The organism is Serratia sp. LSHTC3, from assembly GCF_057197125.1.
In genome coordinates this window covers 161,161-180,734 of the sequence record NZ_JBXUNP010000007.1, presented here as the reverse complement: position 1 = coordinate 180,734, position 19,574 = coordinate 161,161, and the positions used below count along the sequence as shown (strand labels likewise).

At 61.9% G+C, this 19,574-nt stretch carries 19 protein-coding genes; 9 read left to right on the top strand and 10 right to left on the bottom strand.

Annotation, left to right across the window (positions count from 1 at the left end):
• Both AC2CGI_RS22160 and AC2CGI_RS22155 read left to right on the top strand, forming a co-directional pair.
• Nucleotides 1-120: autotransporter outer membrane beta-barrel domain-containing protein (locus AC2CGI_RS22160; RefSeq protein ID WP_369598691.1), on the top strand; the 120-nt coding region annotated here is incomplete at its 5' end.
• 454 nt (nucleotides 121-574) lie between these two features.
• Nucleotides 575-1,426: a helix-turn-helix domain-containing protein gene (locus tag AC2CGI_RS22155; protein ID WP_076741288.1), complete on the top strand. Its 852-nt coding sequence runs from the start codon at nucleotides 575-577 to the stop codon at nucleotides 1,424-1,426.
• On the opposite strand, the gene AC2CGI_RS22150 is transcribed toward AC2CGI_RS22155, so the two are convergent.
• From AC2CGI_RS22150 to AC2CGI_RS22140, 3 genes are all read right to left on the bottom strand, one after another.
• Nucleotides 1,416-3,200: an ATP-binding response regulator gene (locus AC2CGI_RS22150; protein WP_044030072.1), complete on the bottom strand. Its 1,785-nt coding sequence runs from the start codon at nucleotides 3,198-3,200 to the stop codon at nucleotides 1,416-1,418. The genes AC2CGI_RS22155 and AC2CGI_RS22150 overlap by 11 nt on opposite strands.
• A complete protein-coding gene (locus tag AC2CGI_RS22145) occupies nucleotides 3,197-3,691 on the bottom strand; it encodes a putative pterin-binding protein (protein ID WP_004931017.1) in 495 nt (164 codons plus the stop codon). The genes AC2CGI_RS22150 and AC2CGI_RS22145 overlap by 4 nt, the downstream gene beginning before the upstream one ends.
• 162 nt (nucleotides 3,692-3,853) lie before the next feature.
• The gene (locus AC2CGI_RS22140; protein WP_076741287.1) at nucleotides 3,854-5,203 is read right to left on the bottom strand and encodes an aminotransferase-like domain-containing protein; all 1,350 of its coding nucleotides are present in this window, start codon (nucleotides 5,201-5,203) and stop codon (nucleotides 3,854-3,856) included.
• Nucleotides 5,204-5,342: 139 nt separating this feature from the next.
• Between AC2CGI_RS22140 and AC2CGI_RS22135 the strand changes: the two genes are divergently transcribed.
• The 3 genes from AC2CGI_RS22135 to AC2CGI_RS22125 all read left to right on the top strand — a co-directional run bounded on the left by AC2CGI_RS22135 (nucleotide 5,343) and on the right by AC2CGI_RS22125 (nucleotide 7,443).
• Nucleotides 5,343-5,972, top strand: coding sequence for a LysE family translocator (locus AC2CGI_RS22135; RefSeq protein ID WP_044030069.1), 630 nt, complete (start codon nucleotides 5,343-5,345; stop codon nucleotides 5,970-5,972).
• 33 nt (nucleotides 5,973-6,005) lie between these two features.
• Nucleotides 6,006-6,857, top strand: coding sequence for a PhzF family phenazine biosynthesis protein (locus tag AC2CGI_RS22130; protein WP_076741286.1), 852 nt, complete (start codon nucleotides 6,006-6,008; stop codon nucleotides 6,855-6,857).
• A 67-nt stretch (nucleotides 6,858-6,924) separates the two neighbouring features.
• Entirely contained in the window at nucleotides 6,925-7,443 is a 519-nt protein-coding gene (locus AC2CGI_RS22125; RefSeq protein WP_074469419.1) for a DinB family protein, read from the top strand.
• Between the two features lie 77 nt (nucleotides 7,444-7,520).
• Here the strand turns inward: AC2CGI_RS22125 and gorA are convergent, their stop codons facing one another.
• The gene (gene gorA / locus AC2CGI_RS22120; protein WP_021505213.1) at nucleotides 7,521-8,873 is read right to left on the bottom strand and encodes a glutathione-disulfide reductase; all 1,353 of its coding nucleotides are present in this window, start codon (nucleotides 8,871-8,873) and stop codon (nucleotides 7,521-7,523) included.
• A gap of 130 nt (nucleotides 8,874-9,003) precedes the next feature.
• Nucleotides 9,004-9,846 (bottom strand): 23S rRNA (adenine(2030)-N(6))-methyltransferase RlmJ, encoded by an 843-nt coding sequence (locus AC2CGI_RS22115; RefSeq protein ID WP_004931012.1) that lies wholly within the window; start codon nucleotides 9,844-9,846, stop codon nucleotides 9,004-9,006.
• Nucleotides 9,847-9,981: 135 nt separating this feature from the next.
• Here AC2CGI_RS22115 and AC2CGI_RS22110 point away from each other — a divergent pair, with 135 nt between their 5' ends.
• The 4 genes from AC2CGI_RS22110 (at nucleotide 9,982) to rsmJ (ending at nucleotide 13,779) form a co-directional block, all read left to right on the top strand.
• Nucleotides 9,982-10,386 carry an ASCH domain-containing protein gene (locus tag AC2CGI_RS22110; RefSeq protein WP_004931010.1) on the top strand — a complete coding sequence of 135 codons (405 nt, stop codon included), beginning with the start codon at nucleotides 9,982-9,984 and terminating at the stop codon, nucleotides 10,384-10,386.
• Nucleotides 10,387-10,402: 16 nt separating this feature from the next.
• Nucleotides 10,403-10,864 (top strand): HIT family protein, encoded by a 462-nt coding sequence (locus tag AC2CGI_RS22105; protein ID WP_015379372.1) that lies wholly within the window; start codon nucleotides 10,403-10,405, stop codon nucleotides 10,862-10,864.
• Nucleotides 10,865-10,981: 117 nt separating this feature from the next.
• Nucleotides 10,982-13,024 (top strand): oligopeptidase A, encoded by a 2,043-nt coding sequence (gene prlC, locus AC2CGI_RS22100; RefSeq protein WP_076741285.1) that lies wholly within the window; start codon nucleotides 10,982-10,984, stop codon nucleotides 13,022-13,024.
• Nucleotides 13,025-13,032: 8 nt separating this feature from the next.
• Complete coding sequence (gene rsmJ, locus AC2CGI_RS22095; RefSeq protein WP_015379370.1) at nucleotides 13,033-13,779, top strand: 16S rRNA (guanine(1516)-N(2))-methyltransferase RsmJ; 747 nt, start codon at nucleotides 13,033-13,035, stop codon at nucleotides 13,777-13,779.
• 28 nt (nucleotides 13,780-13,807) lie between these two features.
• On the opposite strand, the gene AC2CGI_RS22090 is transcribed toward rsmJ, so the two are convergent.
• From AC2CGI_RS22090 to AC2CGI_RS22070, 5 genes are read right to left on the bottom strand one after another with little or no spacing between them, the layout of a single operon-like run.
• Entirely contained in the window at nucleotides 13,808-14,407 is a 600-nt protein-coding gene (locus AC2CGI_RS22090; RefSeq protein WP_076741284.1) for a KpsF/GutQ family sugar-phosphate isomerase, read from the bottom strand.
• Entirely contained in the window at nucleotides 14,407-16,044 is a 1,638-nt protein-coding gene (locus AC2CGI_RS22085; protein ID WP_049240465.1) for an FGGY-family carbohydrate kinase, read from the bottom strand. The genes AC2CGI_RS22090 and AC2CGI_RS22085 overlap by 1 nt, the downstream gene beginning before the upstream one ends.
• 13 nt (nucleotides 16,045-16,057) lie before the next feature.
• Nucleotides 16,058-17,011 carry an ABC transporter permease gene (locus tag AC2CGI_RS22080; protein WP_015379368.1) on the bottom strand — a complete coding sequence of 318 codons (954 nt, stop codon included), beginning with the start codon at nucleotides 17,009-17,011 and terminating at the stop codon, nucleotides 16,058-16,060.
• 1 nt (nucleotide 17,012) lies between these two features.
• Complete coding sequence (locus AC2CGI_RS22075) at nucleotides 17,013-18,002, bottom strand: ABC transporter permease (protein WP_015379367.1); 990 nt, start codon at nucleotides 18,000-18,002, stop codon at nucleotides 17,013-17,015.
• Nucleotides 17,995-19,494 carry a sugar ABC transporter ATP-binding protein gene (locus tag AC2CGI_RS22070; RefSeq protein ID WP_015379366.1) on the bottom strand — a complete coding sequence of 500 codons (1,500 nt, stop codon included), beginning with the start codon at nucleotides 19,492-19,494 and terminating at the stop codon, nucleotides 17,995-17,997. Before AC2CGI_RS22070 ends, AC2CGI_RS22075 begins: the two co-directional genes overlap by 8 nt.
• Nucleotides 19,495-19,574: the final 80 nt, after the last annotated feature.

Below are 19,574 nucleotides of genomic sequence, written 5' to 3'. Positions count from 1 at the left end.
AAGGCGGGGGCGGAAGTGGCGGTGAACGAGAACGCCTCGCTGTCGCTGGGCTACGGCGGGCTGCTGTCGCAGAACCATCAGGACAACAGCGTCAACGCCGGTTTCACCTGGCGCTTCTAAGCCAAGCGGTCATTACAAGGGTCAACGGAGCCGGCATGCCGGCTCCGTTTTTATTTGCGGCTGTGGGGTGAGAACGTATGATGGCCGGCTCCAGGGCAATAAAAAACCGGGACCCTGACGGATCCCGGCTTAAAAGTGGGTAAAACAGATTAGCGCTAAAGGCTCAAGCCCCGTTTTGCTTATGCAGTCCAAGCGATGTGAGCATCGTCTCAGTAGCGGCAACGGAACAAATTTTCCCTGGTGTTACTATGGTTATTATTAAAAATCGTGCTGGTGTTATTTTTTATAGTGTATTGCTGTATGTCTCTTTTGATACCATGTTTGACGATACAACATGGTATGTCAAGCAACGTTTTTAACGCATAATTGCATGGGATGCTAGTTTTAGGTGTGGCTTTTTCAGCAGAAATAATCAAAACGACTGATAAATCAGTAAAAAAAATCGAAGGAACAAATGGATAACAATCATCAAAAATTCGATTCACAGTCGATTGCCAATCGGGTCAGGGAGCTGTTTTTACATTACGGGATTGGAAAACGTCAGCATGCCCGCGAACTCAGCCGCATCTTGGATCTGAGTTTTTCACATGCGCACCGCAAATTGAAAGGGCAAAGCCCCTGGACGCTGGAACAGATCAACAGCGTCGCGGCCGCGTTGGGAGAAACGCCGGCGGCGATCGCCGATTTGAGCGCCGAACACGAGACGACCGAGCCAAACATGGCGCGTGATGCCATCTTTTTCGTGGCGGGGGTGGCGATCCCTTGCGTCGGGCACATTGGCGACGAACTTTCTGCCGGGCGGCCGGCGGAGTTTGTGGCGCTGCTTGTGGAGGGGCAATGGCATATCTATCGCGCCGAAGAGGCGCCGGCAGGTCTGCGTTACGGCGTCGAACTGATAGAAATCCGGCCCGGCTACGGCGATGACGAGCGGTTGAGCATCGCGGTATTGGACGATTCGCATCAGGCGGCCGATGAGCTGGCCAAGTACCTCGGCGGCTGCGGTTTCAACGCAGTGGCGTTTTACGATGTCGACAGCTTCTGCCAAGCGTTGCAGCAAAGCCTGTTCGACGGTTACGTGGTGGACTGGCTGATCGGTGAGGAAACGGCGGATCGCTGTATCGCCACCATCCGCGCCTCCGACAACCCGGACGCGCCGGTACTGGTGCTGACCGGCGAACTGGGCACCGACCGACGCGAGTCGGAGATCGCTCAGGCGATGCGCGAGTACGATGTGCTCGGTCCTTATGAAAAACCGGTGCGGCTCCATGTGATCGAAGCCGCACTGCAACGCTGTTTTAATCTTTAGCGGGGAACACCTCGGCCAGTGCGCTCGACAGCGCATCCAGCCGAACCGGTTTCATCAGGTAGTTATCGAACAGGGCGCGCTGATCCGCCGTCAGCTGCTCCGGCGTATAGGCGCTGATGCCGATGATTGGCACATGGCGGTTGGGGCCGCGACGATTGCGCAGCTGCCTGGCCAGGGCGGCGCCGTCGATGCCCGGCATCTGCAGATCCAGCAACAGCGCGTCGTAAGGGCGTCTGAGCAGCTTCTGCAACGCGCGCTCCGGCGAGTCGCACAGTTCGTGCTGGTAACCCAGCTTATCCAGCAACGCCGCAAAGGCGTCACCCACCGACTTGTTGTCATCCACCACCAGCACCTGCTGCGGTTTCTGCTGCAGAGAGGTATTGGCGGTGGCGGGCTCGTCGGCGCGTTCTTCTTCACTGATCTGCACCGGAATGCTGACGATAAAGGTGCTGCCCTTCTTGATTTCGCTGTACACCGTGATGGTACCGTCGAGCAGCGTCACCAGGCCGTGTACGATCGCCAACCCCATCCCCACGCCGGCATATTGCTTGGTATGCGACTGATCCAACTGGGTAAAGGGTTTGAAGATCTGATCGAGCTGGTCTTTTTCGATACCGATGCCGGTGTCGGTCACTTCGATAATCAGCGAACTGCCGCCGGGTTGACGGCGCAGGCAGCTGTGCAGCGTAATGCTGCCGCTTTCGGTGTATTTGTAGGCGTTGGTCAGCAGGTTAACGATAATCTGCCGGATGCGCAGCGGATCGGAGTGCACCAACAGGTGGCTGCACTCCACCTCGCAGCTCAGCTTGACCTGCTCTTTGCGGGTCAGGGTGGCGATTTCATTAGCGGTTTCCGCGATCAGCTTCTGCGCGTCGAACGGCACGATGCGCAATTCCATCATGCCGCTGTCGAGGTGCGCGTAGTCGGTCAGATCCTTCATCTGGCTTTCGATTTGCTGCGCGGCGGTCTCCAGCCGCTGGAAAGTGTCCGCATGCTCCGCCGACACCCGGGTGTTCACCAGCACGTCGATGGCCGACATCACGCTCTGCAATGAGGTGCGCAGCTCGTGGCCGATGGCGCCGAGGAAGGCGTTTTTGGTGCGTGTCGCTTTCTCCGCCTCAATGGCCTTGGCCTGCTGGCGAATGGTCAGCCGCTGCTGGCGGAACACGATCAGGGTGATGGCGATCAGCGCGATCACCGAGAACATGACGATCACCAGCCCATAGAAAATGATGTGCCGTTTCTCGATGTAGTCCTCATAGGCGGCGGTGCGCTGCTTCACCTCGGCGTGGTCGGTCAGGTTGGCCATTTCGATGGCGTAAGGCTTGATGGCCTTCATGGCCGCGAAAACCTGGCTGAAGTCGATTTTCGGGTTATCCAGTAGTTTATCGATGCGATCCATCTGCAGGCGCATCTGCTTGACCACTTCCGGGTAGCCCGGCTCGGCGTACAGCGGTTGCGTGGATTCGGAGACGGTTTCCAGCACGTAAAAGCGCGAATAGAGGATTTCGAACCGCAGCCGCAGGTTGTCGCTGTCCACCTGCGCGGCATGGCTTTGCTGCTCGACGAACGTGTCGAATTCCGCCAGCTTGATGGAGAACTTGGCGATCGACCAGGAGTAGTTCTCCTGCGTGCCGGCGATGGCATACAGCCCTTTCTTCGACAGGGTGGCGCTGTAGTAATAGAGCGTGACGGTCGAAGCCACTAAAAACAGCGCGGCAAAGATGGCCGGGATCGCCAGCCTGCTGCCGTTCTTAAAGGTCGTCAGCTTCATTTGATCACGATCCTGTCGACTTGCCAGATAAAGCGTGAATTGTACAACGGCGAGTTCAGTTCAGGCCCGGCGGCGTCGCGCGGGTAAACCAGGAACAGCGGGCCGAAGTTTCTGAGCTTCAGCATTTCCCCGTCCATCCTGTAGGCCAGGATCATGTTGTACTTCTTGACGTCGGACAGCGGCACGTCGATGTAATAATCGTTCAGCGCGTAGAAAGTCAGCGTCTCGCCCTTGGCGCCGACGCGCTCCAGGATATCGGCCACCGAAATCCCTTCAAATTTTCTCTGCGGCGTCCAGGAGGTGGAGGTGGTGATGCTGCGCACCGGCATCGCCAACAGCTGCTTATCGGTGAACAGATAGCTTTTTTTGACCGGGTCGGTCACGTTGTCGATCTTGCCCGCCACTTCCAGGGTAAAGCTGAGCGCGCTGCTCTGGGCGATAATCAGGGCCACGCAGGCCATCGCAAGGGTTTTGCATAGTTTGAACAGCATCGGCGTTCTCCAGAGGCGCGGGGAGGTTTGTATCAGTCCCGCTAATTTATCAGGCAGAATAATGGCAGAAAAAGCAGGCGGGTGCGAAGGGAATAGTAAACCGCACAAAAAGAACAGTCCTGGGCCGGTCGGCCTGTACACGTAACCTTTCTCTTCCGTTTGTCAGCCGTTTCGATGCGCTTTCAACAGCTGCGCCAGCTGCGTCAGGCCTGCCGTTAGCTCGTCCGGCGAGGGGGAACCCAGGCACAGGCGAATGCCCGTCGCACGTTCGTCGCGGTCTACCATCACGGTGTCCGGCGGCGTCACCTTTACGTTGGCCAATGCGGCGGCGGCGGCCACAGACTCGGCGGTTTCGCGCGGCATCGGCAGCCAGACATGATAAGCGTCGGGATGCGATACGCATTCGTCGGCATCGAATATCGAGGTGGCCAGATGTACTCTTCGCTGAGCCTCATGGCGCAACGCTTGCGGTATCGTCTCGATCGCGCTGCTGGCCAGCCACTCCTCCACCACAGCGCAAGACAGTGGCGAAGGCGCGAAAGGAAGATCTTGCAAGGCTTCTTCCGCCGTAGTTTGCATGCCGGGCGGCAGAGTCAGCATGCCGATCCGCAATCCCGGGCCGAGCGTTTTCGACAGGCCATTGACATGGAACACCCGCTCGGGTGCCAGAGCCGCGAGCGCAGGCGCCGCTGAATGCCCCAGCGCATACACGCCATCCTCGATGATCCAGACATTCGCCCGCCGGCATATCTCGACGATAGCCTGCCTGCGCTCGGCGCTCATGGTGGCGGTTGTCGGATTATGCAGCGTCGGCGTCAGATAGACCGCGGTATGGCCGGAGGAGACTCGCTCGAGCGCGCTCGCCAGCGCCTGCGGCACTATGCCTTGCGCATCGATCTCCACGCCGATCAGGCGATGGCCTTTACGTCGGGCCAGCGCGATCGCGCCGGGGTAGGTGAGTCTCTCGGTCAGTATCGTGCCGCGTGGCCCGCAGGCCAGGTCAAACGCCAGCGAAATCGCCTGACGGGCATTGCTGGTCAGCGCCAGGTGCGACGGATCGATCGTGACGCCGGCGTTTTCCAGCCAGCGGGCCAACAAACGCCGGTGCTCCAGATGCCCGGTCGGAGGGGAATAGAAGTTCAGATGGTCCGCATCCATTTTCCGCGCAATGCTGGCCAGCGTGCGCGCCAGCAAACGATCGGTAAGCATCGCCGGCGGCGCATTGGATGAAAGATCGATTTCGCGTTTTTCACGGGCGCGGCGGATCGCCACGAACATCCCGCGGCCTTTCACGCTGCGCACCAACCCACGCCGCTCCAGGATGGCATAGGCTTTGGTCACCGTGCCCAGACCGATCGCCAATTGCCAGGCGAGCGTACGGTGGGCCGGCAAACGATCGCCCCCTTGCAGCTTGCCCTCGATAATGTCGTCAGCCAACGCCAACACCAGCCGTTCGACGGTAGTGGCTTCCACATTGGCCAGGCGGGGCTGCCAGGGGGATTGAAGCCGCATATTCGCTCTCCGGAGAAAGAATATAGTGTCACGTGACACTATTTAAATAGGCGAAAAGTGTAACACATACTATGTTGGTGAGGAGTCCCGGCATTTTCAACTACGGCTCGGCCGTAAGGCGGGTCAGCGGAGTTTTTCCATGATGGTCAGTCAGCTTGCGTTGGTTTACGGCGCCTATCTCCTCGCAACTGCCAGCCCCGGCCCCAGCAACATGGCGATCATGGGCGTGGCGATGCGTGACGGCCGCAGGCCCGCATTGGTGCTGGCCGCCGGGGTGGTGACCGGATCGCTGTGCTGGGCGATGTTGGCCGCGACCGGCCTTTCCGCCGTGTTGGCCACGTATGCGCAGGCGCTGTGGACCATCAAGATCGTTGGCGGCGTGTATATGCTGTATCTGGCGCTGCGCGCCGGCCGATCCGCATTACGGGCGTCTCCCGTTACGACAGGCATAGCGGCAGGGGATAGCGCGCGATCTTATCAGAGGTTGTATCGGCAGGGCGTGCTGATGCATCTCGGCAATCCCAAGGCCATCATGTCCTGGATGGCGATCATGTCGCTGGGATTGCGGCAAGGCGCGCCTGAGCAGGTTTTACCGGCAATTATTGGCGGTTGCGCGCTGCTCGGCGTGACGATTTTCGGGGGGTATGCCCTGCTGTTCTCAACGTCGCCGATGATCGCGTTTTACACCCGGGTGAGGCGCTGGATTGAAGGAACGCTTGCGCTGCTGTTCGCTTTGGCGGGCCTGGAGCTGTTGATATCGCGGGGGTAATGAACGCCCGGCGTTAACCTGAGGAGAGAAGCGATGGTTTTTGGCATGCAGATGGTGGATGTCTTTGGCGCCGGGCCACTCGCCGGCAATCCGTTGGCGGTGATTACGGGCGCCGGAGTGTTGTCTACGGAGGACATGCAGCGCTTGACGCGTTGGTTCAACCTGTCGGAAACGGCCTTTTTACTGCCGCCTATGCACTCACAGGCGGATTACCGGGTGCGAATATTCACGCTGGATCGTGAAATGCCGTTTGCCGGGCACCCGACGCTCGGCAGTTGCCATGCCTGGCTCACTGCGGGCGGTACGCCGCGTAATGACGCGGAGATCATCCAGGAGTGCGGGGCGGGCTTGGTGAGCATTCGCCGCGAGGGCGGACGGCTGTGTTTTGCCGCGCCGCCGTTGATTCGCTCCGGGGCGCCGTCAGAAGCGGCGTTGGCCGACGCGCTGCGGTTTTTGGGGATCGCGCCTGAGGAGGCGCTCGATGCCGCCTGGATCGATAACGGTCCGGGGTGGCTGGGGATCCGGCTGGCCAGCGCCGAGCGGGTGCTTTCCCTGACGCCGGCGAGAAGCTGGCCGCGCAGAGTGGACATTGGCGTCGTCGGCCCACATGCCGATGGTGACGCAGCCTTCGAGGTGCGCGCTTTTTTGAGCGATCACCTTGGCGCTATCGTCGAAGATCCGGTCACCGGCAGCCTCAATGCCTCGCTGGCTCAGTGGCTGTTTGCAAGCGGCGTGGTCAGCGGCGGCTATATCGCCGCTCAGGGCCGCTGCCGTGGGCGCAACGGGCGCGTGCATGTCACCCGCGACGAGAGCGGCCGGATTTGGGTGGGGGGCAATACGCGCACTCAGGTCGAAGGTCGGCTGCATGGGATTGGCACGGCGTAGAACGCGCCGCTGCACCCGCGTGCGGCTGAACGGAATATCGATTTTCATCCGATAAGGAGTGAACAGTATGTCTGCAACGGCCATCGATACCTTGAAAATGTTGGTGCGTTACAAAGCCTGGGCGAATGCCTTGACCTTTGACTGCGTGGCGGCCTTGCCGGAGGGCGAAGCGCTGCGGCCGCGCCCGACCCGTTTCGGCAATATGGTGCATACCTTGAATCACGTGTACGTGGTGGACGATATCTTCAGGCACCATCTGCAAGGCCGCAAGCATGGCTACCTCGCGCGCAACACCGAGCAAACGCCTGCTCTTGACTCTCTGCGGTGTGCGGTGGAGGAAATGGACCGCTGGTATATCGAACAGGTGGACAACTGGTCGCCCGAGGCGCTGGCGCAGGTGGTGCATTTCGAGTTCGTCGGCGGGGGGGAAGGCCGCATGACGCGCCAGGAAATCGTGCTGCATGTCGTCAACCACGCGACCTATCATCGCGGTTTTGTCGGCGATATGCTCTATCAGGTGCCCTTTGCTGCACCGGCGAACGATTTGCCGGTGTTTCTTCGCGATCATTACCGCCGGGCGCCGTGAGGCGAGCGGGATAAATAAAAAAGCCAGACGCTTTCGCGCCTGGCCTGTTACGCGCCGGAACCCGGCGAAGTTGCGCCTCAGCGCATGGTGACGAACTCTTCCGCCGCAGTCGGGTGGATAGCCACGGTGTTGTCGAAGTCCTTCTTGGTGGCGCCCATCTTCACCGCCACCGCGAAGCCCTGCAGGATCTCGTCCATGCCGAAGCCGATGCCGTGCAGGCCGACGATTTTCTCTTCTTTACCCGCGCACACCAGCTTCATGCGGCACGGCTGGCGGTGCTGCGTCACGGCGCTGTACATGGCGGTGAAGGAGGATTTGTACACCTTCACGTTGTCCGCACCGAACTTCTCGATGGCTTCCGGCTCGGTCAGGCCGACGGTGCCGATCGGCGGGTGGCTGAACACCACGGTGGCGATGTTGCTGTAGTCCAGGTGTTCGTCCGGCTTGTTGTTGAACAGGCGCTCGGACAGACGGCGGCCGGCGGCCACGGCGACCGGGGTCAGCTCTACCGCGCCGGTGTTGTCACCCACCGCGTAGATGCCTTTGACGTTGGTGTTCTGGAACTTATCGACGTCGATATAGCCTTTCTCATTGGTTTTCACCCCGGTCACACCGAGGTTCAGGTTGTCGGTCGCCGGTTCGCGGCCGATGGCCCAGATCAGGCAGTCGACGGTGAATGCTTTGCCGTTTTCCAGCTGCAGCGTCAGGCTGCCGTCGGCGTTCTTGACGATCGCTTTCGGCACCGATTCGGTGTGCAGGCTCGGCCCTTCGGTGTTCATCACTTCCACCAGGGTTTCGACGATCATCGGATCGAAGCTGCGCAGCGGCGCGTGCTTGCGCACGAACAGGTGCGTTTCCGCGCCCAGCGCGTTCAGCACGCCGGCGATTTCCACGGCGATATAGCCGGCGCCCACCACGGCGACGCGTTTCGGCATGGCGTCCAACTCAAAGAAGCCGTCGGAGTCGATGCCGTATTCGGCGCCCGGAATAGCCGGATGGCTCGGGCGGCCGCCGGTGGCGATCAGGATGTGATCGGCGGTGATGGTTTCGCCGTTCACTTCCACGGTGTGCGCATCCACGAAGCGCGCGAACCCTTTAATCACGTCGACCTTGTTCTTGCCCAGCACGTTATCGTAGGAATTGTGGATGCGGTCGATATAGGCGGTGCGGTTGGCGACCAGCTTTTTCCAGTCGAAGGCGTTGACGGTAGTGTCGAAGCCGTAGTCCGGGCCGTACTGATGGATGGCCTCGGCGATCTGCGCCGCGTGCCACATGACTTTTTTCGGTACACAACCCACGTTTACACAGGTGCCGCCCAGCTCTTTGGCTTCAATCAGCGCACACTTTTGGCCGTACATGGCTGCCCGGTTGATCGATGCGATACCGCCGCTGCCGCCGCCAATTGCTAGATAATCGTAATGTTTCGTCATCTGGGATTTCCATGAGTTGTGAATTTGAAGAGGGTAAGAGTTTAACGCCTGACCGGGGTTTGTCGCAAAGATTGCGTCGATGGCTGCGATAGGTGGACGCAGGGCGCGGCAAACCGCGCCCTGATGGGGTTTATTCCGGTACCACCCAGTTCACCAGATGGTGACCGATGCCCGACGGCACCAGCACCTTGTGCAGCCACGGCAGCACGTTCTTCATCTGCTGTTCCAGCTTCCACGGCGGGTTGATGACGATCATGCCGGAGGCGGTCATGCCGCGCTGATCGCTGTCGGGTTTCACCGCCAGCTCGATCTGCAGGATGCGGCGAATGCCGGTGGCTTCCAGATCGCGCAGCATGCGTTTGATCTGCTGGCGCATGACCACCGGGTACCACAGCGCGTAGGTGCCGGTGGCGAAACGCTTGTAGCCTTCCTGAATGCCTTTGACCACGTCCTGGTAATCGGTCTTCATTTCATACGGCGGATCCATCAGGATCAGGCCGCGGCGCGACAGGGGCGGCAGCTGGGATTTCAGCTGCTGATAGCCGTCGGCGCGCTGCACTTTGGCGCGCTCGTCTTTCTGGAATTCGCTGCGCAGCAGCGGGTAGTCGCTCGGGTGCAGCTCGGTCAGGTGGATTTTGTCCTGCGGGCGCAGCAGCTGGCGGGCGATCAGCGGCGAGCCGGGATAATAGCGCAGCGTGCCGGAACGGTTGAAGTTGTGCACCACGCTCATGTAGGCCGCCAGCTCTTCCGGCAGATCGTCGCGTTGCCACAGCAAACCGATGCCTTCCAGGTATTCGCCGGTGCGCTCGGCGTGTTCGCCGCTGAGCTGATAACGGCCCGCGCCCGAGTGGGTATCCAGATACAGGAACGGCTTCTCTTTTTCCTTCAGCGACTCGATGATCAGGCTCTGAACGGTGTGCTTGAGCACGTCGGCGTGGTTGCCGGCGTGGAAACTGTGGCGATAACTTAACATGACGGGTGGCGGTTCCTTGTGCTCCGCAGGCGGAGCATTCAATGCAATAAGGCTTATAATCTGCACAGTATAAACTGTCTGGCCGGGAAAAACCGGACTCCGTTGCCGCAGACGTTAACAGAAAGGGACAGGACGATGAGCAAACAGGCGATTTTGGCGAATTACCCCGACGCGGCGCGCTGGGCATTCGGCGACGGCCCCGCGTTAGCCGACGAACTGCTGGGATTGGTGCTGAGCGGGGATAAAACCGCCACCTGCAGTTCCTATGCGAGCTATCGTCGGGAACAAACCCCGCGGATCGGCGATTACAGCATCGTTCTCGATGGCCGCGGTGAACCGGCCTGCGTGATCAGAACCCTGGCGCTGCGCCTGGTGCGCTACGACCAGGTGACCGCCGAGATGGCGGCCAAAGAGGGCGAAGGCGACAAAAGCCTGGCGTTTTGGCGCCAGGGGCATCAAGAGTTCTTTACCCGCGAGGGCACTTTTGCGCCGGACATGTGGCTGGTGTTCGAAGAGTTCGAATGGGTTGAAACGCTGTGAATCACAAGGAGAAAGGATGAGCTGCATTTTTTGCGACATCGTGGCGGGCAAGGCGCCGTGCCATAAAATCTGGGAAGACGACGACCATCTGGCGTTCCTGTCCATCTTTCCCAACACTGACGGTTTCAGCGTGGTGATCCCCAAGGCGCACCACCCGAGCTACGCGTTTGATCTGCCGGACGAGGTGCTGAGCGCGTTGATGCTGGCGACCAAGCGGGTGGCGAAGCAGCTGGATCGCGCGTTCGACGACGTCGGCCGCTGCGGCATGGTGTTCGAGGGCTACGGCGTCGACCACGTGCACGCCAAACTGATCCCGCTGCACGGCACCGCATCGCTGGAACAGTGGCGGCCGATCGAATCGACCTCGCCGAAGTTTTTCGAACGTTATGAGGGCTATATCTCCTCCCACGACGCCGCGCGCGCCGACGACGAACAGCTGGCGGCGCTGGCCGCCCGCATCCGCCAAAGCGCCGTTTAAGGCACGAACGATCAACGCCGGGCATTGATTTTCCTGTTGTCTGGCTCCATGTTAGAGATTCATACGCATTTTAAGGCTCGCCCGTGCGGCGGGCCCAACGCTAATCAGGACTGCCCTATGACAAATCCGTTGCTGACCCCGTTTTCCCTGCCGCCTTTCTCGGCGATCCGCCCTGAAGATATCGTGCCAGCGGTGCAATCCGCGCTGGCGGACTGCCGCGCTGCGGTAGAGCGCGTGGTCGCGCAGCCGGGCCCGTTCACCTGGGACAATCTGTGTCAGCCGTTGGCGGAGTCGGACGATCGCCTGTCGCGCATCTGGTCGCCGATCGGGCACCTGAACTCGGTGAAAAACAGCCCGGAGCTGCGCGCCGCCTATGAGCAGGCGTTGCCGCTGCTGTCCGAGTACGGCACCTGGGTCGGCCAGCACGAAGGGCTGTACCAGGCTTACCGCAGCCTGAAAGAGGGCGCGGCGTTCGAGGCGCTGAGCGTGCCGCAGCGCAAGGCGGTGGATAACGCGCTGCGCGATTTCGAACTGTCGGGCATCGGCCTGTCGGTGGACAAACAGCAGCGCTACGGCGAGATCGTCGCGCGCCTGTCCGAACTGGGTTCCACCTACAGCAATAACGTGCTCGACGCCACCATGGGCTGGAGCAAACTGATTACCGACGAAGCCGAGCTGAGCGGCCTGCCGGAAAGCGCTCTGGCGCAGGCGCAGGCGATGGCGCAGGCCAAAGAGCAAGACGGCTGGTTGCTGACGCTGGACATGCCGAGCTACCTGCCGGTGCTGACCTACGCCGACAACCGCGCGCTGCGCGAAGAGATGTACCGCGCCTTCGCTACCCGCGCCTCCGATCAGGGGCCGAACGCCGGCAAATGGGACAACAGCGAAGTGATGGCGGAAACGCTGGCGCTGCGCCACGAGCTGGCTCAGCTGCTGGGCTTCGATACCTACGCCGACAAGTCGCTGGCGACCAAAATGGCGGAGAGCCCGGAGCAGGTGATCGGCTTCCTGAGCGATCTGGCCAAGCGCGCCCGCCCGCAGGCCGAGCAAGAGCTGGCGCAGCTGCGCGCCTTCGCCAAACAGCACTATGGCGTGGACGAGCTCGAAGCCTGGGACATCACCTATTACGGCGAAAAACAGAAACAGCACCTGTTCTCCATCAGCGACGAGCAGCTGCGCCCGTACTTCCCGGAGCAGCGGGTGGTGGAAGGGCTGTTCGAAGTGGTGAAACGCATCTACGGCATCACCGCCAAAGAACGTAAAGACGTGGAAACCTGGCATCCGGACGTGCGCTTCTTCGATCTGTTCGCCGCCGACGGCGAGCTGCGCGGCAGTTTCTACCTCGATCTGTACGCCCGCGAAAACAAACGCGGCGGCGCCTGGATGGACGACTGTGTCGGCAGCCTGCGCAAGGCCGACGGCACGTTGCAAAAACCGGTCGCTTACCTGACCTGCAACTTCAACCGCCCGTTGGGCGACCAGCCGGCGCTGTTCACCCATAACGAAGTGACCACGCTGTTCCACGAATTCGGCCACGGTCTGCATCACATGCTGACGCAGATCGATACCGCCGGCGTCTCCGGCATCAACGGGGTGCCGTGGGATGCGGTCGAGCTGCCGAGCCAGTTTATGGAAAACTGGTGCTGGGAGCCGGAAGCGCTGGCGTTTATCTCCGGCCACTACCAGAGCGGCGAGCCGCTGCCGAAGGAAATGCTCGACAAGCTGCTGGCGGCCAAGAATTACCAGGCGGCGCTGTTTATCCTGCGCCAGCTGGAGTTCGGCCTGTTCGATTTCCGCATGCACTTCGAATACAGCCCGGAAAAAGGGGCGCAGATCCTGCCGACGCTGGCGGAAGTGAAGAAAATGGTGGCGGTGGTGCCATCACCGAGCTGGGGCCGCTTCCCGCACGCCTTCAGCCACATCTTTGCCGGCGGCTACGCGGCGGGTTACTACAGCTACCTGTGGGCGGAAGTGCTGTCGGCCGACGCCTACTCGCGCTTCGAAGAAGAGGGGATATTCAACGCCGAGACCGGCAAATCCTTCCTCGACAACATCCTGTCGCGCGGCGGTTCGGAAGAGCCGATGGCGCTGTTCAAACGCTTCCGTGGCCGCGAGCCGCAGCTGGATGCTATGCTGCGCCATTACGGCATTAAAGGATAACCCGACACGTGAGCGTGTGTTTATTGTGTGAAGCAGGCGCCGATCCCGGCGCCTTGTCTGTTTTGGCGCAGCGCTGGCGGCTGACGTCCGACGATGACGCGCCGATGGCGCTGGTACTGACCCCAGAACGGCTGGAGCTGCGCAAGCGCGACGAGCCGAAGCTCGGCGGGATCTACGTCGATTTCGTCTCCGGTGCCATGGCGCACCGGCGCCGCTTCGGCGGCGGCCGCGGCGAGGCGGTGGCCAAAGCGGTCGGCATCAAGGGCAGCTACCTGCCGGACGTGGTGGACGCCACCGCCGGGCTGGGGCGCGACGCCTTCGTGCTGGCGGCGCTGGGCTGCCGGGTGCGGATGCTGGAGCGCAATCCGGTGGTGGCGGCGTTGCTGGACGACGGCCTGCAGCGCGGCTATCAGGATGCGGAAATCGGCCCGTGGCTGCGCGAGCGCCTGACGCTGCTGCACGCCTCCAGCCTGACGGCGCTGGCGGATCTCAGCCCGCGTCCCGAGGTGGTGTATCTCGATCCGATGTTCCCGCACAAGCAGAAAAGCGCGCTGGTGAAGAAAGAGATGCGGGTGTTTCAATCGCTGGTGGGCAGTGACGATGACGCCGACGGCCTGCTGGAACCGGCGCGCCGTTTGGCCACCAAGCGCGTGGTGGTGAAACGCCCGGACTACGCGCCGCCGCTGGCCGACGTGCCGGCGCACGCCGCCACGCTGACCAAAAGCCACCGCTTCGATATCTACATGCCGCTGTAATGTCTGCCGGGCCCGCTGTGTCGGGCCCTCAGTTTTCCTCTCGTAAACTTTTCCCCACGCCGCCGCCCGGATGCACCGCCAGCAAGGCGTTCTTGTCGTAACCACTGCGCGCCATCAGGCAGGCGCAGGCGGCGTCGAAGATCGCCAACACCAGCACAATTGAGGTGGTGGCCAGCATGTTCAGCGGATCTATCTCCTTCTGCACCCCGGTAGCGATCGTCAGCTGCGCCGCCTGCGCGATGGCGGAATGCGGGTTTTCCGTCACCGCGATCAGCGTCACTCCCTTGGCCTGCAGCGTCGGCAGCAGGCGGGTCAGCTCGTCGGAATTGCCGCCGCGCGAGATCAGGATCAGCAGATCGTCTGCGCGCAGGAAGCCCAGATCGCCGTGCGCCGCGCCGGTGGCGTCGAGATAGACCGCCGGCCGCTCCACGCAGGCCAGCATATGGGCTATCTTGCGCGCCGCAATCCCAGAGGTGCCGACGCCGGTGACGGCGATTTTACCGCGGCAGTCGGCCAGCAGCGCCAGCAGCCGCTGCCAGGTGTGCGCGTCGAGGCGTTCGCCCAGCTGCGCCAGCTCCTGGCTGTAGGTTTGCCAGCCCTGTACGGCCTGCCGCCACTCCTGCTGCATCACGCCTCCTCCTGCATCAACCGGCGGTATTTCATGTGGTCGTTGTACAGCTCGTGGAACACCCGGTATTTACGGTCGTAATAGCTTTTTATCTGGTTGGTCTGCGGCGTCACCGTCTTGCCGATGCGGCTCATGGCGCTCATCGCCTCCGGCAAGGTGTCGAACACGCCGGCCGCCACGGTGCCCATCATCGCGCCGCCCAGCAGCATCGCTTCGCTCTCCTCCGGCAGCAGCATGGCGCAACCGGTGGCGTTGGCGTGCTCCTGCACGAAGATCGGGTTCTTGGTGCCGCCGCCGCTGGCCATGATGGTGTCGATGCTGTAGCCGCTGTGGTTCATGGTTTCGATGATGTGGCGGGTGCCGAGCGCGATGGCCTGAATGGTGGCCAGGTAGTGCAGCGCCATGTCTTCCGGCGTGCGCGACAGCTTCAGCCCGGTCAGGATACCGGTCAGCGTCGGGTTGGCGCGCGGCGAGCGGTTGCCGTGGAAGTACGGCAGCATGTGAATGTCCTGCGTCAGGAAGGCGATGTTCTCCGGCTCGCCGGCCATGCGGCGCAGAATGGCGTTCAGCACCTCATAGATGGTCTGGCCCTGGGCTTTCGCCTGCGCCAGCAGCTCCTGATAGCACGGGTGCGACTGGATGACGTGGTCGATCAGCGCGCCGGTAGCGGACTGGCCGCCCTCGTTCAGCCAGTATTCCGGCAGGATCGCCGAGTAATACGGCCCCCAGACGCCGCCGATAAAGCGCGCGGTGCGCGACATCGCCATATGGCCGGTGGAGGTGCCGCCGATCAGCGCGACGCGGCGATTGAAGTCGGCCACCTCGCCGGAGACGCCGGTGGCGCCCAGCGTGCCGAGGGTGCCGGCGTGCGCGTCGATGATCGATACGCTCACCGCCGTGCCGGCGATCAGCCCCATCTCGCTGGCGGCACGCTGGGTCAGGCCGTGGCCCAGCGGCTCACCCATCATTTTAACGTCGCTGCCGATCTTGGCCGCGTCATGTTCCAGCACGTCTTCCAGCCCGATCTGCTGGAAGTAGCTCTTGTCCCAACGCTGCTCGTGGCCGAGATAGGTCCACTTGCACACCGTCGAGCACAGCGAGCGGGTGGCATCCTGGGTGGCGCGCCAGGTGAGGAAGTCCGGCAGATCGAACAGGTAGCCGGCGTTGGCCCAGGTGGTGGGCATGTGCTGTTTCAACCACAGCAGTTTCGGCGTCTGCATCTCCGGCGAAATGATGCCGCCGACGAAGTCCAGCACCCGGTGTTTGGTGGCGTTGATGCGCTCGGCCTGGGCGATCGCCCGGTGATCCATCCACACGATGATGTTCTGCTCGGTGCGGCCGGAGGGGCTGACGGTCAGCGGTTTGCCCTCTTTATCCAGCACCACCAGCGAACAGGTGGCGTCGAAGCCCAGCCCTTTGACCTGGATCGGGTTGATGTCGGCCTGGTTGACCGCGTCGCGCACCGCATTGCACACCGCCTGCCAGATGTTATCCGACGACTGCTCGACGAAATCCGCCTTTGGCCGGTACAGATCGATGGCCCGGCTGGCCTGGCCGACCATGCGCCCATTGAGATCGAATACGCCTGCGCGCGCGCTTCCGGTGCCCACATCTACGCCAATAAAATAGCTCGCCATTATCTGTTTTCTCCTAAGCTTTTCGATTCTGTAACGCGATAAACAGGATCAGCACGCCGCCCCACAGGGCCATGGTCAGGTAGCTGCTGACCCCCAGCAAATTGAGGCCGCTTTCCAACATTTGCAGCACGATCAGCGCCAGCACCAGCCCCAGAATGCGGCCGAAACCGCCGTCCGGGTTGATGCCGCCCAGCACCGAGGCCAGAATGGTCACCAGCAGATAAGATTCGCCGTAGCCGGCCTTGGCCGAGTTGAACTTGGCCATCATCAGCAGCGCGGCGCCCCAGCCGAGCAGCGCCGACAGGATGTACACCGCGATCTGCACCCGCGCGGTGTTCACGCCGCTAAAGCGGGTGGCCTGCTCGTTGGAGCCGATCAGGTACAGGCTGCGGCCCAGCGTGGTGTGCTCCAGCAGCAGCCACAGACCGACCGCCACCAGCAGGAACAGGATCAGCGCCACCGGTACGCCGAGCACGGCGCCGTTGCCGAGAAATTGAATCGCCGCCGGGAAGCCGGAGATCACCGCGCCGTTGGACAGCAGAATATTCAGGCCGGTGATCAGCGTCATGGTGCCGAGCGAGGCGAGGATCGGCGAAACGCCGATCCAGGCTACCAGCACGCCGTTCAGCGCGCCGATCGCCACCGCCACCAACAGGCCGGCCAACAGCGCCAGCGCCAGGAACAGAGGCTGGTCGGGATGGCTGACGATGATCGCCGCCATCACCAGCGAACAGGCGTTGGCGCCGGCGATGATCGACAGGTTGATGCCGCCGGTCAGCATGGTGATGCCCATGCCGAGCGCCAGCAGGCCGAGGATCGGCAGCTGCGAGGCGATCGACTGGAAGTTGCCGAGGCTGAAGAAGCGCGATCCGAGCAGCCCGGCGAACAGCAGCGCCACCGCGATGATGATCGCGCCCTGCAGGCGAATGATCCGATCGTTTGGGATCAACCGAGTTAACTGCGTCATGTCAGATCTCCTTGAGCAGCTTGCGTTTTTCGTTCCAGGCGGTGGTGCTGATGCTGATCAAAATGATCGCGCCGCTGAATACCTGGTGCCAATAGGCCGAGACGCTGAGCAGCGTCAGCCCGTTTTGCAGGAAGGCCAGCAGCACCACGCCGAGCAGGGTGCCGGTCAACGATCCGCGGCCGCCGCTCATGCTGGTGCCGCCCAGCACCACCGCCGCCAATACCGTCAGCTCGAAGCCGAGCAGCGAGTTGGGCGCCACCGACTGGGTGATTTGCGCCTGCACCACCGCCGCGACGCCGGCCAGAATGCCCATATAGCCGTAGACGCAGAAGTGCAGCCGCAGCAGGTTCAACCCCAGGCGCGACGCCGCGTCGCGGTTGCCGCCCATGGCGTAGATCTGGCGCCCCAGCCGGGTGCGGTTCATCAGCACGCCGGTGACGACGATGGTCGCCAGCAGGCACAGCAGCGGCAGCGTCAGGCCGTAGTCGTAACCGTCGGCGCCCTGGAACGAGAACCAGTTGATGCCGTTCATGAACCAGTCCGGGAAGCCGTACAGCCAGGTACCGTTGGTGGCGTACACCAGCAGGCCGTAGAACAGGTTAAGGGTAGCGATGGTGATGATGATCGCCGGCACCTTGAGCCAATACACCAGGAAACCGTTCACCAACCCGAGCAGCAGGCCGACGCCAATCGCCAGGGCGAACGCCAGCGGGAAGCTGCCGCCGTGCTGGATCACCCAGCTGGCCATCACATACTGCGCGATGGCGGTGACCGCCGGGAACGAAATGTCGATGCCGCCGGCGATCAGCACCACGAACAGCCCGCAGGCCAGGATGCCGAGAATGGCGTAGCTGGTGGCGACGTCGGTCAGGTTGCCGAGCGTCAGAAACTCATCGGTGCCGGCGCTCAGGCCGATCGCCAGCAGCAGCACCAGCAGGCCGAGATAAAACTCGTGCCGCCCGGCCAGGCGGGCCAATAATGACTTATCCATTCACCACCTCGGCGATCTGTTGTTCGGTACTCTGGTGCGGCGCGAATTCGGCGATCAGCTCGCCCTTGCGCATCACCATCACCCGATGGCTGTTGTAATAGGCTTCCGGGATCTCGTCGCAGATCATCAGCACCGCCATGCCCAGCTGCGCCAGATCGCGGGCGATCTGATAGATCCCCTCTTTGTTGGCGATGTCGACGCCGACGGTGGGTGAGTCGAGGATCAGGATCTTCGGCTGGGTTGCGACCCATTTGGCGATGGCGATGCGCTGGGCGTTGCCGCCGGACAGGGTCTTCACCGGCAATGCGCTGTCGGACACCTTGATGTTCAGATCGCGGATCAGCCGGTTGACCAGCTCGGTCGCCTTGGCGTGATCCAGCAATCCAAGCGAGGTATGCAGCCGATCGAAGACGGTGACGATGGTGTTGTCGTAGATCGATTGCTCCATGATCAATCCCTGCGTCAGACGATCCTCCGACACATAACCGATGCCGTGGCGCACCGCTTCGCGGTTGTTGTGCAGCTGCACCGCTTGGCCCTCGATGCGGATCTCGCCGCTGTCCGGCCGCGTCATGCCGAACAGGCTGAGGCACAGTTCGGTGCGGCCGGCGCCGAGCAGGCCGACGATCGAGACGATCTCGCCGCCGCGCAGCGCCAGATTGACGTTGCGGTATTTTTCGCCGCGGCTGAGGTTGCGCACCTCGAGCAGCGGTGCCTGTTCGGCCGGCGGCAGCGGGGGCAGCGGGCTGTAATGGAAGCGTTGGCCGGTCATCAGGAACGCCAGTTCATGGCTGTCCAGTTCGCTGGCCGGCCAGGTGCCCACCAGCTTGCCGTCGCGCATCACGCTGATGCGATCGGCGACTTCCATCACTTCATCCAATCGGTGGCTGACGAACACCACGCAGATGCCGGCTGCTTTCAATTCGTTGACCACCCGCAGCAGGCCGTCGACCTCCTGGCGGGTCAGCGAGGCGGTCGGTTCGTCCATGATAACCAACCGCGCTTCGGCGGCGATGGCGCGGCAAATCGCCACCAGCTGCCGATCGGCGATCGACAGTTTTTCTACTTTTTTATCGGGATCGATGTGTACGCCGACCCGCGCCATGGCGTCCAGCGCCGTCTGGCGCATCACCCGCTTGCGCACCCAGAAGTGGCCGCCGGGCAGGTAACGGTGGATGGCGATGTTTTCCGCCACCGTCAGGTTAGGGAACAGCGACAGGTCCTGGTAGATCACCTGTATGCCGTAATAACCGGACAGCTGCGGCGTCAGGGCGTGGAAGAGTTTGCCTTCCAGCGAAATATTGGCGCCTTTTTCCGGCTGATAGACGCCGGAGATGATTTTAATAATGGTGCTTTTGCCGCAGCCGTTTTGCCCGGCCAGGCAGTGCACTTCGCCTTTATTCAGCGTCAGGTTGATCTGGTCTAATGCCAGCACGCCTGGGAATCGCTTGCTGATATTCTCCAGGGTGATAAATGCGGGGGAGGCTGTCATAACGTTAACCTGTGCTTGCGTAGCGGCCGAAGCCCTGGGCGCAGCAACGCTGCGCCCCTACGAGGGTTTAACTACTTTCC

Bases quoted from the DNA above. Each gene is read 5' to 3' on its own strand.
- AC2CGI_RS22155 (WP_076741288.1), top strand. From the start codon at position 575: ATGGATAACAATCATCAAAAATTCGATTCACAGTCGATTGCCAATCGG.
- AC2CGI_RS22150 (WP_044030072.1), bottom strand. From the start codon at position 3,200: ATGAAGCTGACGACCTTTAAGAACGGCAGCAGGCTGGCGATCCCGGCC.
- AC2CGI_RS22145 (WP_004931017.1), bottom strand. From the start codon at position 3,691: ATGCTGTTCAAACTATGCAAAACCCTTGCGATGGCCTGCGTGGCCCTG.
- AC2CGI_RS22140 (WP_076741287.1), bottom strand. From the start codon at position 5,203: ATGCGGCTTCAATCCCCCTGGCAGCCCCGCCTGGCCAATGTGGAAGCC.
- AC2CGI_RS22135 (WP_044030069.1), top strand. From the start codon at position 5,343: ATGATGGTCAGTCAGCTTGCGTTGGTTTACGGCGCCTATCTCCTCGCA.
- AC2CGI_RS22130 (WP_076741286.1), top strand. From the start codon at position 6,006: ATGGTTTTTGGCATGCAGATGGTGGATGTCTTTGGCGCCGGGCCACTC.
- AC2CGI_RS22125 (WP_074469419.1), top strand. From the start codon at position 6,925: ATGTCTGCAACGGCCATCGATACCTTGAAAATGTTGGTGCGTTACAAA.
- gorA (WP_021505213.1), bottom strand. From the start codon at position 8,873: ATGACGAAACATTACGATTATCTAGCAATTGGCGGCGGCAGCGGCGGT.
- AC2CGI_RS22115 (WP_004931012.1), bottom strand. From the start codon at position 9,846: ATGTTAAGTTATCGCCACAGTTTCCACGCCGGCAACCACGCCGACGTG.
- AC2CGI_RS22110 (WP_004931010.1), top strand. From the start codon at position 9,982: ATGAGCAAACAGGCGATTTTGGCGAATTACCCCGACGCGGCGCGCTGG.
- AC2CGI_RS22105 (WP_015379372.1), top strand. From the start codon at position 10,403: ATGAGCTGCATTTTTTGCGACATCGTGGCGGGCAAGGCGCCGTGCCAT.
- prlC (WP_076741285.1), top strand. From the start codon at position 10,982: ATGACAAATCCGTTGCTGACCCCGTTTTCCCTGCCGCCTTTCTCGGCG.
- AC2CGI_RS22090 (WP_076741284.1), bottom strand. From the start codon at position 14,407: ATGCAGCAGGAGTGGCGGCAGGCCGTACAGGGCTGGCAAACCTACAGC.
- AC2CGI_RS22085 (WP_049240465.1), bottom strand. From the start codon at position 16,044: ATGGCGAGCTATTTTATTGGCGTAGATGTGGGCACCGGAAGCGCGCGC.
- AC2CGI_RS22080 (WP_015379368.1), bottom strand. From the start codon at position 17,011: ATGACGCAGTTAACTCGGTTGATCCCAAACGATCGGATCATTCGCCTG.
- AC2CGI_RS22075 (WP_015379367.1), bottom strand. From the start codon at position 18,002: ATGGATAAGTCATTATTGGCCCGCCTGGCCGGGCGGCACGAGTTTTAT.
- AC2CGI_RS22070 (WP_015379366.1), bottom strand. From the start codon at position 19,494: ATGACAGCCTCCCCCGCATTTATCACCCTGGAGAATATCAGCAAGCGA.